This window comes from Dictyobacter halimunensis (assembly GCF_036245075.1).
The window spans coordinates 2,644,778-2,658,692 of record NZ_BSRI01000001.1 but is presented as its reverse complement, the minus strand read 5'-3'; the positions used below and the strand labels follow the sequence as shown (position 1 = coordinate 2,658,692).

The 13,915-nt window shown below is 56.9% G+C and carries 13 protein-coding genes; 5 read left to right on the top strand and 8 right to left on the bottom strand.

The window, feature by feature from the left end; genetic code table 11:
* Positions 1-15: 15 nt before the first annotated feature.
* Positions 16-771 (bottom strand): SDR family oxidoreductase, encoded by a 756-nt coding sequence (locus AABA21_RS10805; protein ID WP_338249688.1) that lies wholly within the window; start codon positions 769-771, stop codon positions 16-18.
* A gap of 40 nt (positions 772-811) precedes the next feature.
* Positions 812-2,332: an MDR family MFS transporter gene (locus tag AABA21_RS10800; RefSeq protein WP_338249686.1), complete on the bottom strand. Its 1,521-nt coding sequence runs from the start codon at positions 2,330-2,332 to the stop codon at positions 812-814.
* 181 nt (positions 2,333-2,513) lie between these two features.
* On the opposite strand from AABA21_RS10800, the gene AABA21_RS10795 reads away from it, so the two are divergent.
* Positions 2,514-3,056, top strand: coding sequence for a CGNR zinc finger domain-containing protein (locus tag AABA21_RS10795; protein ID WP_338249684.1), 543 nt, complete (start codon positions 2,514-2,516; stop codon positions 3,054-3,056).
* 97 nt (positions 3,057-3,153) lie between these two features.
* Here the strand turns inward: AABA21_RS10795 and AABA21_RS10790 are convergent, their stop codons facing one another.
* Positions 3,154-3,963, bottom strand: coding sequence for a DUF899 family protein (locus tag AABA21_RS10790; RefSeq protein ID WP_338249682.1), 810 nt, complete (start codon positions 3,961-3,963; stop codon positions 3,154-3,156).
* 608 nt (positions 3,964-4,571) lie between these two features.
* Between AABA21_RS10790 and AABA21_RS10785 the strand changes: the two genes are divergently transcribed.
* Positions 4,572-5,003, top strand: coding sequence for an NUDIX domain-containing protein (locus AABA21_RS10785; protein ID WP_338249680.1), 432 nt, complete (start codon positions 4,572-4,574; stop codon positions 5,001-5,003).
* A 211-nt stretch (positions 5,004-5,214) separates the two neighbouring features.
* On the opposite strand, the gene AABA21_RS10780 is transcribed toward AABA21_RS10785, so the two are convergent.
* The 4 genes from AABA21_RS10780 to AABA21_RS10765 all read right to left on the bottom strand — a co-directional run bounded on the left by AABA21_RS10780 (position 5,215) and on the right by AABA21_RS10765 (position 9,936).
* Entirely contained in the window at positions 5,215-5,760 is a 546-nt protein-coding gene (locus tag AABA21_RS10780; RefSeq protein ID WP_338249678.1) for a methyltransferase domain-containing protein, read from the bottom strand.
* Between the two features lie 136 nt (positions 5,761-5,896).
* The gene (locus tag AABA21_RS10775) at positions 5,897-8,317 is read right to left on the bottom strand and encodes a xanthine dehydrogenase family protein molybdopterin-binding subunit (RefSeq protein WP_338249677.1); all 2,421 of its coding nucleotides are present in this window, start codon (positions 8,315-8,317) and stop codon (positions 5,897-5,899) included.
* 351 nt (positions 8,318-8,668) lie between these two features.
* On the bottom strand, positions 8,669-9,034 hold the full coding sequence (locus tag AABA21_RS10770; protein WP_338249675.1) for a hypothetical protein: 366 nt from the start codon (positions 9,032-9,034) through the stop codon (positions 8,669-8,671).
* Positions 9,031-9,936, bottom strand: a complete 906-nt coding sequence (locus AABA21_RS10765) for a class I SAM-dependent methyltransferase (RefSeq protein ID WP_338249673.1) — start codon at positions 9,934-9,936, stop codon at positions 9,031-9,033. The genes AABA21_RS10770 and AABA21_RS10765 overlap by 4 nt, the downstream gene beginning before the upstream one ends.
* Positions 9,937-10,436: 500 nt before the next feature.
* Between AABA21_RS10765 and ppk2 the strand changes: the two genes are divergently transcribed.
* Both ppk2 and AABA21_RS10755 read left to right on the top strand, forming a co-directional pair.
* Positions 10,437-11,234: a polyphosphate kinase 2 gene (gene ppk2 / locus AABA21_RS10760; protein WP_420917145.1), complete on the top strand. Its 798-nt coding sequence runs from the start codon at positions 10,437-10,439 to the stop codon at positions 11,232-11,234.
* An 84-nt stretch (positions 11,235-11,318) separates the two neighbouring features.
* Positions 11,319-12,389 carry a baeRF10 domain-containing protein gene (locus AABA21_RS10755; RefSeq protein WP_338249670.1) on the top strand — a complete coding sequence of 357 codons (1,071 nt, stop codon included), beginning with the start codon at positions 11,319-11,321 and terminating at the stop codon, positions 12,387-12,389.
* Positions 12,390-12,558: 169 nt separating this feature from the next.
* Here AABA21_RS10755 and AABA21_RS10750 read toward each other — a convergent pair whose 3' ends face one another.
* Positions 12,559-12,984, bottom strand: a complete 426-nt coding sequence (locus tag AABA21_RS10750) for a nitroreductase/quinone reductase family protein (protein ID WP_338249667.1) — start codon at positions 12,982-12,984, stop codon at positions 12,559-12,561.
* Between the two features lie 272 nt (positions 12,985-13,256).
* Between AABA21_RS10750 and AABA21_RS10745 the strand changes: the two genes are divergently transcribed.
* A complete protein-coding gene (locus AABA21_RS10745; RefSeq protein ID WP_338249665.1) occupies positions 13,257-13,901 on the top strand; it encodes a TetR/AcrR family transcriptional regulator in 645 nt (214 codons plus the stop codon).
* Positions 13,902-13,915: the final 14 nt, after the last annotated feature.

Below are 13,915 nucleotides of genomic sequence, written 5' to 3'. Positions count from 1 at the left end.
ACGTCGCCATCTCGCCTACGCCAGCAGTCCCCCATCGACAACAAGCGAGGTGCCGGTGATATAAGAAGCCGCGGGACTGGCCAGAAACACGACGGCCGCCGCTAGCTCCTCGGGCCGACCATAACGACCAAGGGCGACAGTTGATACGACATTGGCCGAGAAGGGACCCTCGGCCGGATTCATATCGGTATCGATGGGACCGGGCTGGACCAGGTTGACGGTGATTCCCTTTGGACCGAGATCACGCGCCCAGCCTCTGGTGTATCCTGCCAGGGCCGCCTTCGTCGCCGCGTAGTCCGCCAGACCAGGAGTACCTACACGCGAGGCGAACCAGGAACCTAACGAGATGATGCGTCCTCCCTCACCCATGACTCGTACCGCCGCCTCCACCGTCGTCGCCACCCCGGCAAGGTTGACGGCCGTCATGCGAGCGAAGGTGGCCTCGTTTCTCTCCACGGCATCAATCGTCCTGAAGGCCAGTACACCGGCATTGTTAACAAGGATATCAAGACGTCCAAAGTGCTCGACAACATGCTCGATCAATGCCCTGGCCTGCGCGCCATCAGCTTGATCCGCTTGAAAAGCGGCCGCGCGTCCCCCTTTTTCCTTGAGCTCGTTGACAAGGGCCTCAGCCTTTGGGGCCGAGGATGCGCTGGTATAGCTAATCGCGACGTCGGCCCCCTGTTCAGCCAGTGCACGTGCCGTGGCGGCACCAATACCACGAGATCCACCGGTGACCAGGGCCACCTTTCCAATCAATGCCTGTGTCATTTTGCTTTCCTCCGATTGATAGTTATTCATTTCGTTAACCCTACTCCGCCACCATAGCGGAGCGTAACTCGATCGCTTCTTCCTCGCTGCGGTCAAGGATACGGCGCGAGCGGATAAAGGCGCCCGCCAGCACGCCAGCCACAGCTACCACCACGCTCAGCCAGAAGGTATCCTGCAGCGCCTGCATCATCGCCTGGCTCTCGATGAGATGCGTGACGCCGCTATGGCTACCTGGCGCCTGCTTGATAAATTCTCCAACATACACCTTCGTCTGCGACTGTAGCAACGTTGCCAGGATCGCGACCCCCAGCGAGGTAGAAACAAAGCGGATCACATTGTAAAGAGAAGAGGCCTGCGCGAACTGTTGGGAACGCATATCCTGCAGGGCCGAGGCATTCAAGGGTTGAATGATCAGTCCCAGGGCCACTCCACGCAGCAGGTAGATAACGATCAGCCACCAGAGAGGGGTCGAAAGCTGTAGATACGCGCACTGCCAGAGTGTGAAGACCATGATAACTAATCCTGGGATAACCACCGTCCGCGCCCCAAAGCGATCAAACAGTCGCCCTCCAATGACGGCCATACAGATTGAGGCAAACGCCTGAGGTAGCAGCAGCAAGCCAGATTGCAGGGCGCTCAGTCCGCGCAGGCTTTGCAGGTAGATGGGAAACAGGAAGAGTCCACCAAAGAAAACGAAGGTGATCAATGCACTGGCGATGTTGCTAAAGAGAAACGGACTGTTGCTAAAGAGCCGTAGATCGAGCAGAACAGCCCGGTCGCGATTGACGCGCCAGAGCTCGACCGCCACAAAGACACTCAGCAATAGCAGGCTGGCAGCCAGCAAACCCACTATCTTCGGGGCACCCCATCCATCAGTGCTGGCAGCGGACAGTGCATAGAGCAGTGTGGTCAGGCCGGACGCGGCCAGTAAAAAACCGGCGAAGTCAAAACGTACCTGTACCTGCGAACGAACTTCACGCAAGAGCCAGATCCCCAGCAGGATACCAATGATCCCCAGCGGTACATTAATAAAGAAGATATAAGGCCAGTCCGAATAGGTAACCAGGTAGCCGCCGAGGGTAGGTCCGATAGCTGGAGCCAGCAACGCCGCCACACCCAGCGCCGCCGAGGCGGTACCGCGCTGCTGCGGTGGGAATTCACGATAGACCAGCGTAACCGCGACAGGATAGAGGAATGCTCCACCCACGCCCTGTACGACGCGGAAAATAATGAGAGCAGGCAAGCTCCAGGCCAGGCCGCAGAGCGCGGAACCGATGGTGAAGATGCCGAGCGCCAGCAGATAGAAGCGCTTGCCTCCCAGCCGATCAACAAAGAAGGCCGTGGTCGGCGTCATCACCCCTTGCGTTAAGATGTAGGCCGTAATCGATCCCTGCACAACGTTCAACGGCGCGTGAAAGGCCGTTTGCAGGCGCGGCAAAGCGATATTAACAATAGTCTGGTCGAGAATGGTCATAAACGCCCCGAAGACGACGACCAGAATAACAATCCATTTATAGGGAAGCCTCGGCCGTGCCACTGACGACCGTGTGGGAAAAGCCATATCCTCTTACCCTCCAGCATTGCGGATAGAACGAAACTTTGAACATAGTATATCCGAACTCAATGTAACCAGTCAAGTGACTTTGATGGTAAATATTATGGAGGATAGAGACTTTATACTTTCCACTAAATATGCTATACTGGTAAACAGATAGGCAAACTTACAAAAAAAGGCAAAGATTATGATCACTGAACCCCTCAAACTCCTGCAGGAATGCATCAATACGCGCTTTGGAAGACGTGCTGATGAATGGGGTGATCCAGAACAGCTCCGTGCCTGGTTGCTGCAACGGCACTTGTTGACCGAGGAACAAGTCATCACTCGGAGCGATTATCAGCGCATGATAGAAGCGCGCGAGGCCATTCGGGGTCTCTTATATATGAATAGCGAGGGCAGCGTAGAGGCAAGCTCTATTGATGTACTCAACCACCTCAGCCAGCGCGCACCATTGCAGCTCACATTCCAGCAAAATGGGCAGGCCAACCTTGCATCCGAACTCACCGGTATTGATGGAGTGATCGCGAAATTGTTCGGGATTATCTTCACTGCTATGGCAGATGGAAGTTGGAGCCGGCTCAAGGTCTGCCACAACGAAAAATGCCAGCGTGCCTTCTATGATGTATCAAAGAATCGTTCGGGAACATGGTGCTCAATGAAGATATGCGGCAGCCGTGCCAAAGCCCGCGCCTACCAACACCGTCACCAGCAGAAAGATGTTGTCTAGTCTTCAACGCGAATTTTTGCAAAGAAAAAGAAACGTACACGTAGGTTCTGCCGCAAGGGCCGAATCTACGTGTACGTTTCTTTTTCTCCCGCGCGTGTTACGGCTCGTTTTGACAGCAATGTTGGTCAGTGGCGGTAGTCGCGGTGCCAAGGTCGTCGGGGCGTCCGGCGGCAAGCCGGGACCATTGGGCGATGGGCCGTCCATTGGTGCGGAAGCCATTAGGTTCGCTGGTGTTTTCCCCCCAGCGCTTTGGCCAGCCCTCAGGCGAGTTCTCCCAGACCTCCTGCCGACCATACACAGTCCTGTCTAACAGTCCGAACGACGGTGCCATCACTTCATTGCCACGGCCGGTGGTCCAGTAGGTCTCGAAGACCCGATCACCGTCTCGGAGATAGCTGACCAAAATGCCGAAGTGCCGGTCTGCGATCAGCGCGTCCACGGATTCCTGCGGCACCGAGTACCAGGGCATGGTCCAGCCCATGAAGTCATGATAGCGCGAACTCTCCTCGTACGGACCTTCGCAGAACGTGGCGTAGGTGACGTCGCGGGAATGCAGATAGGACAGCTCGGTAATGTGGGTGGTGGAGAAGGTGCAGCCCTCACACTGGCCGCTAGCGGGTTGACCGCTGTGCCACATGTGAAAGTAGGCGATCAGGAGCCTGCGGCCCTCGAAGACTTCCAGCAGAGTGACCGGTCCATGCGGGCCAATCAACGTAGTGGTGGGGTCCACTTCCACCATTGGTAGCCGTCGACGAGTTGCCGCGATGGCATCCCCTTCGCGGGTGTGGGCCTTTTCCCGTACTCGCAGTGAGTCCAGTTCCGCCTGCCAGGTGGCCCGGTCGACCACTGCAGGCCGCGCAGCAGTGTCGAGGTCTCTGGCAAAATGGTGCTGATCAGACGTCTTCATATCTATCCCCTTCTTTCTTTTCCTTCTTGCATTCAGGATGACTTCTGGTGAGCAGAGATGCAATGACCATTTGCAAGTAGACCTATTCTATCAGCTTCGGCGTAAAAAAAACTTCTTGGATCTTGCTCAAATCCTCGATCCGCTGCCGAAAGCGTGGCCCGGGGTGGACGGCATGCTCTGCGGACAGAAGAAGATGGAGGGCATTTCGTAACTCAGACCCCTCCCATGTATGAGCTAAAACGCGTTTGGGAGAGCGGATGAGATCGGGGCGGCTAGCCTGCTGGGCAGCGAGAGCGACGATGATGGTAGCCGTGTAGGTCAAGGAGACCTGCCGAACCATGGTGGACCAGCCGGAGACAAGCGGCACAAAGCCAGCAGATGCAATGTGTTGACGAGGGTGAGGGCATCAATATGCAAGGCTGGACCCAACCGAGCTTGCGCTCTATGATATGCTGGTGGGGCCACAGGTGCCGCTTGGGTTGATGATCGTAGGTATCATAAGCTGATCTCCTGGAGGCGGGAGCAAGCCTCGTTTCGGATGATCTTATCCTACTCGGTCAAGTTAGGAAGCACCCTCATCTAAAAGAGAGGCAGAAAGAGCATACAAAATGGAGCAAAAGATTCGGGATAACCATATTGCCGTGGTGCTTGTCATAGATCAGCAGGGCCAGCTGTTGATGCAGCACCGCGATGGCGCTGCATATGCGTGGCCGCACAAATGGGGCCTGCCGGGAGGCGGGATTGAGCCGGGCGAAACCCCGGAAGAAGCGGCCCGCAGGGAACTGGAAGAGGAGACAGGCCTCAAGGTACATGGCAACCTCAAGCTGTTTTGGGAGAGCATCCTTCCTGCTAGCCCACTGCCAGGAGTTTATCGTCAATGGCATGTCTACTCTGTCCAGACCCAGGCCCGCCAGGAAGATATTGTCCTGGGTGAAGGGCAGGCTATGGTTTTTACGCCGCTCGAAAGGGTGCTTGATCTGGATTTGATTCCCACTATAAGGCTGATTGTAGAGCGCTTTCTGGAGCAAGCAAACCAGTAGGTGGCCAGGAAATCTATTCTTAACCTATGGCCGGCAGGATAATTCCCGCCAGAATCACGCACGCGCTCCCCAACCTGCGCCAGCTATGTTTCTCCGCCAGGAAACGCGCGCCCATGAAGGTGCCATCAAAACGCTACACTCACGCATGGGCGCAACAGAGCTGACGGGGCTGCTACTCATTGCAAACCTGAAGATGAGACACCATAGGATGTCACGTATAAGCCACCACCCCATACGCCTCCGGCCTGCGCACCACTCGGGTGAAGCCGGACTCCTGCAAACGGCGGAGCGCGCCGCGAGTGACACCACCGCTGGCCTTGCTGTTGGGGTCGCCGATGTAGTGGAAGAGCCGTCCGCCGCGTTTCAGGATGCGGTAGAGTTCGCGGTAAAAGACGCCTGAATAGAGGTCGCCAGCCAGGCTAAAGGTCAGGGGATCGTGGATGATGCGGCCAAAGCTCTCATCTTCAAAGGTTGGCACAACTTCGTAGGCATCGCCCATCAACTGGATGATCTTCAGGTTGTTGAAGAGTTCCTGCAACCAGGGGTTGAGCCGCGCCATCTCCTGCGCGCCGGGGTCAAGCTCAATCGTGGTGACGGATTCGGCGGCACGCGAGGCCAGGATTGCGGTGTAGCCCAGGCCGGTTACCGTATCGAGGACGCGCCCGCTGATCGGCGTGATGGCCGCAATCTTGCGCTGCGTATCCTGCCAGGGATCGACATCCTTGATGCGGTGCATTACAAACCCAGCGATCAACATGCTGGGCGCGCCCCGCGTTGGCATCAGGCTGCACACGCGGTTAGTATGCTCGAAGAAGACCTGGAGGGCGTTTTGTAGCTCTGCTTAGAGTCACGAAACGCCCTCGAAGATGCTCAAAATCAACGCATAAGTAAAATCACGGGCGGAAGATCGCGGGCGGCTCCGGTGCTGGCTGCTGGAGCGTGCCATGTTGCGCGGAGCGGATGACGGCCCAGAGCTTTTCCGGTGTCAGGGGCATATCGATGCTTTTGACACCCAGGGGCGCCAGGGCATCGAGGGCAGCGTTGACGATGGTGGGCGGCGCGCCGATGGTGCCGGATTCGCCAACGCCTTTGGCTCCCAGCGGATTGAGCGGCGAGGGCGTCTCGACCAGATCCAGTTCGAAGCTGGGCAGTTGGCCGGCCGTCGGGACGGCATAGTCCATAAAGGTGCCGGTGAGGTTCTGCCCATCTTCGTTATAAACGACACCTTCGAAGAGGGCCTGCCCGATCCCTTGCGCCAGCGAGCCATGGACCTGCGCCTCGGTAAGATAGTGATTGAGGATGTGGCCCGCATCGTCAACGGCGATGTAGCGCAGAATCTCCAGGTCGCCGGTCTCGCTATCGATCTCGACGATGGCGACGTGCGCGCCCGAAGCGATGGCCGTACCGGTGGAAGCGAAATCGTGCCAGGCGGCCAGCCCCTCAATGGGAACGTTATTGGCGGGATTGGGGGCCTCGCGCTCGATCAGGTCTGGCTGCTCTTCGACCATGCGCGCCAGTTCACCCAGCTCGATCGCACGCGCAGGAACACCGCGCACGACGATGCGTCCCTGCTCCAGCGCCAGATCGTCCATAGCTGCTTCGAGCACCTGGGAGGCGAGTTGGAGCGCCTTTGTGCGCACTTTTTGCGCGGCCAGGTGTATCGCCGAACCGGAAGTCTGGGTGATGCGGCTGGCGTTGGTGCCGGTGCTATAGCCGGGGAGCGAGGCGTCGTTCAGGCGCACCTCAACCTGGGAGCCGGGCACTCCAAAGGCCTCGGCGGCGATCTGCGCGAAGGTGGTGAAGTGGCCCTGACCATTGTGGGCGACCGCGCTCTGCACCAGGATCGTTCCATCGCGCTGGATGCGTACCGTCGCCGCCTCCTGGGGCCCCTGCCCACGCGATGCGCCACCGGTCGTTTCAATGAAGGTAGAGACGCCGATGCCGAGAAGTTTGGAGGAGGATTGAGCGCGCCAGTGGCGCTGCCGTTCGCGCCAGCCGGCGTAATCGGCCAGGGTCAGCGCCTTATCCAGCGCCACCTGGTAATTGCCGCTATCGTAGACCAGCCCACCCGCCGTGCGATATGGAAACGCATCGGAGGGGATCAGATTGCGGCGGCGCACCTCAACCGGATCAAGATGTAGCTCGTGGGCGACGCGCTCGATGGTCCGTTCGACAATGTAGGCTGCCTCCGGACGGCCCGCGCCACGATAGGCGCCCGTCGGCACCTTGTTGGTGAGAACGGAGGCGACCTGGCACTCGATGGCCGGGATCTGATAGGCACCACTCAGCATATTGGCTGAAAACAGGGGCAGCAGGGGTCCGATGCTATAGAGGAAAGCGCCCACATCACCGATGGTGCAGACCCGCAGGCCAAGCAGGCGTCCCTCAGATGTGCAGGCAGCCGCGACATAATTGATCTGCCCGCGCCCATGCATATGCGCCTGCAGATTCTCACTGCGATCCTCGATCCATTTGACCGGGCGCGCCAGCTGTTTGGCCAGCACAGCCGTGATAATCTCCTCGCCCAGGAAGAGCGTCTTGGCGCCGAAGGCGCCGCCGACATCCGCGTTATACACCTGGATCTGCTCCGGAGGTAGAGCCAGGAAGCGGGCCAGCGTATTGCGAGCCTGAAAGACGGATTGCGATGAGAGCCAGGCGGTCAAGCGCTGCTGCTCGGCGTCAAAATCGAACAGACAGGCGCGCGGCTCCATCGACGCCGGGGCCAGGCGCTGATTCTCCAGCCGCAGCGTGACGGTGTGATCCGCCTGGGCGAAAGCGGCCGCGACATCGCCGCCCTGCGTCCCGCTGCGCAACACCACATTGCTCCCCAGTTCTTCATACAGCAAGGGGGCATCGGCCGCCAGCGCCTGCTCAGGATCGGTAACCGAGGACAACGGCTCGTAATCGACCTCAACCAGGTCGCGTCCATCGAGCGCGGCATAGATATCTTCCGCCAGCACCACCGCGACCGGATCGCCCACGTAGCGCACTTTGCCGACCGCCAGCGGATGACGCGCCGGCGTCTTCAGTTCCGACGCCATCTGGGCGAACATAAACTCCATCAAGGGCAGATGCTCAACCAGTTCATCGCCCGCGTAGGCAGCCACCACGCCGGGGACCGCCCGCGCCGCATCGAGTTGGATTGAGTTGATGCGAGCATGCGCATATGGGCTACGAACAACGGCCATCTGCAGCGGCGCGGGCCTGCCTGCCGCGAGGCGTACATCATCAACATAGGCGGCATGACCCGTAATCAGCCGATAATCTTCTGTGCGGCGTTCCAAACCCGCCGGGAGAGCATGATGTTCACTCATCTATCAAATCCACCTTCTAGTGGCAAGCAAAAGTGCCCTGTTCCGATCCTGAAAATAAATACAATATATTTGTATTTTAAACCATTCTGTCCTGAAATGCATGTCAACCGGAAGGAAACCCACATTCAAATGTTTGCAAAAAGGCAACGCGACAAAAAACACGCGCCCCCCGAATACGAAACGTCCCCCCCCAACGCGACCCTACAGGGGCGTGTCGCGTTGGGGGGGACGTTTTCTCCTTCGCCCTTTTATCGCTTACGCTCAACGTGTTGCCAGAACCACTTTTCGTGCTTCTGGCAACAATGATATTGCATCTGACACCCTCTCCGGGGCCATGGGATGGTATCCTGGTTATCTGGAGAAAAAGTCACCGTCGAGAATGGACTTTAATCCAGTAAGATCTGCGATTAGGAGGGTGCGCTCCTTGTTCGGGGCACCTCCCTTATACTGGTCAAGGATATAACTGATCATCATCGTCATCGCAATGCGCTCGTCGGGTGTGATCGGGAGCATGATAGTGATACTTCCGTTAGGCTGCTCCAGGTCGCTCATGATCCTGCCATGAAGCGCCTGCAGTACTCGTAGCGCCGCATTACGCTCTGCTGTCGGCTCCATGTTTTCCCAGGCAAAACGGCGGTATACCTGGATACAATGTATCAAATGTTGCAGTTGCTTAGATGTCAGGCTGAGGCCACGCGGGAGCGGTGAATTGTTCATGCTGGCGCTCTTCTCCCATAGGCTGCATGAAAAATGTAGGAAGCGTGAAACGTCTCCCACTCCTCAGCGACGTCCTGCACCCAGGCATCAAATTGCTCTGGTCTCATCTGTGCCTGGCTACAATAGGCTCCTTTCAGCGCGCCGAAAGCACTCAACACGTTCGCCTTGAGCATTGATCCGACATGCCCTCCCCAGACTCCTAACGGCGCAGGAATATGGTGGATCTCGACATTCTGTAACCCCGCATCGATGAGTAACTGGCCCAACTGAGATACCATGCCCATGTCAAAACCGCGCTCTTTGCTGCGGTCCCCCATCCATTCAAGGAGCCGCGCGGTTTCTGCTCCGGAATTCTTGATCGTGACCCCAATTTCCAGGACCTCGATCCATCCACCAGGACGCGTCACACGGATGAGCTCATTGATGACAGAGGGCCAATTCGCAGTCGGGATAGCCGCAACCAGCAGCCGTTGATGGACAAACTCAAACTGTTTCTCTGGAAATGGAAGTCCTTGCAAGATATTTCCGAGCATGAGCGTGTATGCCGCTGTCGATGAATACTGAAAGGACGAGGATGCGACATCCAGACCAGTAATATGTGCCTTTGGAAAGAGGCGGCTCATCTCAGCTGGCCAGATACCTGTGCCGGTACCGACATCAAGTATCGTGTCCGTTTCTGGTTTGAGTGGCGCGAGATAGTGGTTGCCGATAGCAGCATAAAGCGCGCGGTGTTGAAAATTCAGACGGGAGTCCTCTTCAGCATCCTTGGGTAAGAAATAAGGCGCATGGGTCAGGCGCTCGCGATCATCGACAGAGATAGAGTTCACGGGCTGCGGTGCCGCTACCTGCTCCACGGGAAGATCACGGCGGCGGCGGGAAAAAGGCCATAGGGTACGACTCATAGTAACAGTCCTTTCGGGGAAGAACTCATGAGCCTATGATGCAGACAATACAGTGAGAAAATAAAATAGATTCTGCACCCATATGCCCATTTGAAACGATAGGGATAGCATATATTGTACATATACATACTACGATACAAAATCGCGCATGTAAACGTGCTCAAAGAGTAGGACTCGGATCATTGTAAAAATCATAACCATGCAGATTGTCTGCGCAAAAGCGAGAAAAATTTAGAGCGTGTCTGACTCCCGTCATCGTAGAGGCAGGCGAGCGCCCCCCCACATGCCCCCCTGCTGCACCAACACAAAATGGTCCACCCAATTTCTTTCATAAGTAGAGTCCCCATGGCTGGATGGGCGGACGTGTGTATGGCAGATATGGCAAATCCCTGATTCTCTCGCCATCTAGTTGAAGTAGTGGGGAGATAAGTGGGAGAAAGTTGAGGGCATACATGGTAAAAACGAAGCCGACCTCCGCTTCATCGGGCCACACAGATAATATGCAGGCGCAGCGACGGCCTGCCGACAAGCTCAGTCGCAAGCAGTTTGAGAAAGAGCTCAAACACCTGCAGGTTGAACTGGTAAAGTTGCAATCATGGGTGGTGCATAAAGGGCTGAAGATCGTGGTCCTCTTTGAGGGGCGCGACGCGGCGGGTAAAGGGGGCGTGATCAAGCAGATCACCGAGCGAGTCAGCCCGCGTATTTTTCGCATCGTGGCGCTGCCGACGCCAACCGAGCGCGAGAAGACCCAGATGTATTTTCAACGCTACATAGCCGAGCTGCCGGCGGCAGGCGAGGTCGTGCTCTTTGATCGTAGCTGGTATAACCGCGCCGGCGTTGAGGTAGTGATGGGCTTCTGCACACCACAGCAGCACAAAAAGTTCCTGCACGACGCGCCGCTAATGGAGCACGAGATCATCAACTCGGGCGTCATCCTGATCAAATACTGGTTCGAGGTCAGCCAGGATGAACAGGAGCGACGCTTCCAATCCAGAATTGCAGACGGGCGCAAAACCTGGAAGCTCAGTCCAATCGACCTGGAGGCGCACAAGCGCTGGTACGACTACTCGCGAGCCAAAGACATCATGTTCGAGGCCACGGATACACCGGAATCTCCCTGGTATGTGGTAGACGCAGATGACAAGCGGCGGGCGCGCCTCAACTGTATCGCCCACTTCCTGAGCAAGATTCCATATCAAGAAGCGCCGCGTCAACCTGTAGAGCTGCCGCCGCGCCAGCCGGCCAATGGCTATGTAGAGCCCGCCCGAGCTTATAACTTTGTTCCCGGAGTATATTAGCGCGTTCCGAAGCAACTCACGCAAGCAAAGGATGATCAACCGTTAGAAGGGCATCAAGATAAGCTATACAGGAAGGAGTCAAAGATGCATACTGCCCAAGAGCTTTTTCATAGGCTGGCAGACTTTGAGCCCGATGGAGCCTATGTGCTGAGCGTATATCTGGATATGAGCCCACATATGTCTGGCAAGCAGCCGTGGAGACGTATCTCCGCCATTACGCTCAGAGAGCGTTTCCGCCAAATCGAGGAGACCCTGCTGCCGCGTCACCCGGCACTGGAAGGTTTTCGACGGGATAAGGAGAAGGTGCAGGCATATCTCGAACACCACGCGGAACCCTGGCTACAGGGCGTGGCCATCTTCGCCTGCGACGCGCACCAGTTGTTTGAATATATAGAAACGGGCGTCTCATTTCATGACCAGATAATGTATGAACCCTACCCGGATCTGTTTCAGCTAGCCCGGCTACTCGATGAGCAAGAGACCACCGTCACGGCCGTCGTAGATACCAATACCACGCGCCTCTTTGTGACGCGCTACGGTTTTCTGGATGAGGTAGCCGGACCCGATGACTCACCACGCGGCTACAGCAAGCGCAACACCACCTGCTTAAATCAGGCGCGCTACCACCGTAAGGTCGAGAATAAGCGCAAAGCCTTCGCGCGCGAGGCCGCATCGGCGATCGAAGACCTCGTCCTGCAGGAAGGTGCTCGCAGGGTCATCCTGGCAGGCGACGAGGTCTCTATTCCTCTCCTGCATCAACAGATCTCTCCTGCCATTGAGCCACTGGTGCATGAAGAGGTCTTGCGCATGGATATTCGCACCCCGCGTCACGAGGTTCAAGAGCAGATCAAGCCGGTCATCGAGTACATACAGAGAGAAGAGTCGCATCAGCTAGCGGATACCATGGTCGAACGCATACGCGCGAACGGCCTGGCCATCAGCGGCATGCAGGAGACGTTGGATGCGCTCAAACATGGGCAGGTTGATGTCTTGCTGCTCGACCAGCAGGCGCCACTCGACGAAACGCAACGCAATGAACTGGTGCGCCTGGCGGCCCAAACGGACGCCCAGATAGAAAACGTCACCAACCATGCGGCATTCCAGGAAATGGGCGGCGTCGGAGCTCAGCTACGTTTTCATCACCACTGGGTCTGATGTTGGCGAACGCAAGCGCCCCCACACTCGCGTCCGCATTGATTTTGTATGTTGGTGCATGGGGGTGCATCCGCGCCCCCATGCACCAACATACGACGGACTCGTGAACACCGCAGGTGCAGAAGCTCATACAGAACGCAGGCGATGACCATGAGTGTAAGAGCGTGTTTTACACTGTGCGTTGCAGCAGAATCGCGGGGACCTTGCGGGTCATCTTCTCCAGCAGTTCGGCCAGGGAGGGTATCTTTTGAATCTGGATGCGGCCGAGCCGCTCGGCCTCCGCGCTGTCGAGGACGATGGCACGGGCCGCGAACTTCTCAGCGCCGACTTCGACGGTCACATCGGGATGCGCCAGCAGATTGTGATACCAGGCGGGATTGGTCGGCGCGCCCCTGTTGCCGGCGAAAATGTAGATCTGACCGCCTTCGGACAGGTAGACCAGCGGAGTGGTACGCTGCTGACCGCTCCTGGCACCCGTCGTTGTCAGCAGCAGCACGGGGGCGCCAGCCAGGTAGCCGCCAACGTTGCCCCCATTGGCACGAAACTCCTCGATCACCTGACGATCCAACTCGTTCACATCATGTATCTCGGGCATAAAATCCTCCTCATGTTATAAGCATTATATGTATAGAACTTTCCTTACAAGAAACGCCGCGCCAGATGACCATCGTTCGTTGTTGAAGTAGTGACCCTGATCGAGATCCTCCAGGAGTGAGGGATGCTCTGATCACGCCCATATTTTATCTATCGTAGCGACACATTGTTGCAAAGGCATCAACCTGTTACAATAGATAGTGTAAACCCGGCCGTCGCGCTGGACAAGCATCAATAGTGGCCTTTTGTTACGTATGCAACACGGAGGGGAAAATGTCGCACGAAGAACAGACCGACCTGCGCGTTCGGCGCACCCATAAATTCCTGCAAGAAGCGATGGTCGAACTGATCACCGAGAAAGGGTTTGAGGCCATCACGGTAGGCGATATCGCCGAACGGGCCATGATCAACCGGGCCACGTTCTACCGCCATTACCAGGATAAGTACGACCTGGTGGCAAAGATCTTCGAGGAGACAGCCAATTACCTGGTGGAGAAACTACTGCCCATACACAAAGAAAAGAATAGTAGCAAGCAAAACACACCAGAGATCTGGGTACAATTCTTTGAGCACGTGGCTGATAATGACCGCCTGTACAGGGCGATGCTGGGGAAGAACGGGAGCCCATGGTTCGCGGACAGGATGCGCGAGCACACCATCAAGCTCCTGCTTGAGAGCGGGCGACAGTTGAAACAGCAGATAACACCCACGCAGCCGACCGATCCGACCATGCCCCAGGAACTGCCGGTCACCCAGCTCTCATATGTCCTCATCGGCACCATCGTCTGGTGGCTGGAGAGCGAAAAAAGCTATACGCCCCTGCAAATGGCTACCTGGTTTCACCGCTTCGCCTTCTATGGCTATCTCGCAGTCCTCGGTTATGAGGTTCAAGCGCCAACGATGCAAGGTGCCAGATAAGAAGAGGCTTGTAG

What these genes read in the sequence shown, in the direction of transcription:
- AABA21_RS10785 (WP_338249680.1), top strand. Translation starts at nt 4,572, where the DNA reads ATGGAGCAAAAGATTCGGGATAACCATATTGCCGTGGTGCTTGTCATA.
- AABA21_RS10750 (WP_338249667.1), bottom strand. Translation starts at nt 12,984, where the DNA reads ATGCCCGAGATACATGATGTGAACGAGTTGGATCGTCAGGTGATCGAG.
- AABA21_RS10770 (WP_338249675.1), bottom strand. Translation starts at nt 9,034, where the DNA reads ATGAACAATTCACCGCTCCCGCGTGGCCTCAGCCTGACATCTAAGCAA.
- AABA21_RS10775 (WP_338249677.1), bottom strand. Translation starts at nt 8,317, where the DNA reads ATGAGTGAACATCATGCTCTCCCGGCGGGTTTGGAACGCCGCACAGAA.
- AABA21_RS10780 (WP_338249678.1), bottom strand. Translation starts at nt 5,760, where the DNA reads ATGTTGATCGCTGGGTTTGTAATGCACCGCATCAAGGATGTCGATCCC.
- AABA21_RS10755 (WP_338249670.1), top strand. Translation starts at nt 11,319, where the DNA reads ATGCATACTGCCCAAGAGCTTTTTCATAGGCTGGCAGACTTTGAGCCC.
- ppk2 (WP_420917145.1), top strand. Translation starts at nt 10,437, where the DNA reads ATGCAGGCGCAGCGACGGCCTGCCGACAAGCTCAGTCGCAAGCAGTTT.
- AABA21_RS10765 (WP_338249673.1), bottom strand. Translation starts at nt 9,936, where the DNA reads ATGAGTCGTACCCTATGGCCTTTTTCCCGCCGCCGCCGTGATCTTCCC.
- AABA21_RS10805 (WP_338249688.1), bottom strand. Translation starts at nt 771, where the DNA reads ATGACACAGGCATTGATTGGAAAGGTGGCCCTGGTCACCGGTGGATCT.
- AABA21_RS10800 (WP_338249686.1), bottom strand. Translation starts at nt 2,332, where the DNA reads ATGGCTTTTCCCACACGGTCGTCAGTGGCACGGCCGAGGCTTCCCTAT.
- AABA21_RS10745 (WP_338249665.1), top strand. Translation starts at nt 13,257, where the DNA reads ATGTCGCACGAAGAACAGACCGACCTGCGCGTTCGGCGCACCCATAAA.
- AABA21_RS10795 (WP_338249684.1), top strand. Translation starts at nt 2,514, where the DNA reads ATGATCACTGAACCCCTCAAACTCCTGCAGGAATGCATCAATACGCGC.
- AABA21_RS10790 (WP_338249682.1), bottom strand. Translation starts at nt 3,963, where the DNA reads ATGAAGACGTCTGATCAGCACCATTTTGCCAGAGACCTCGACACTGCT.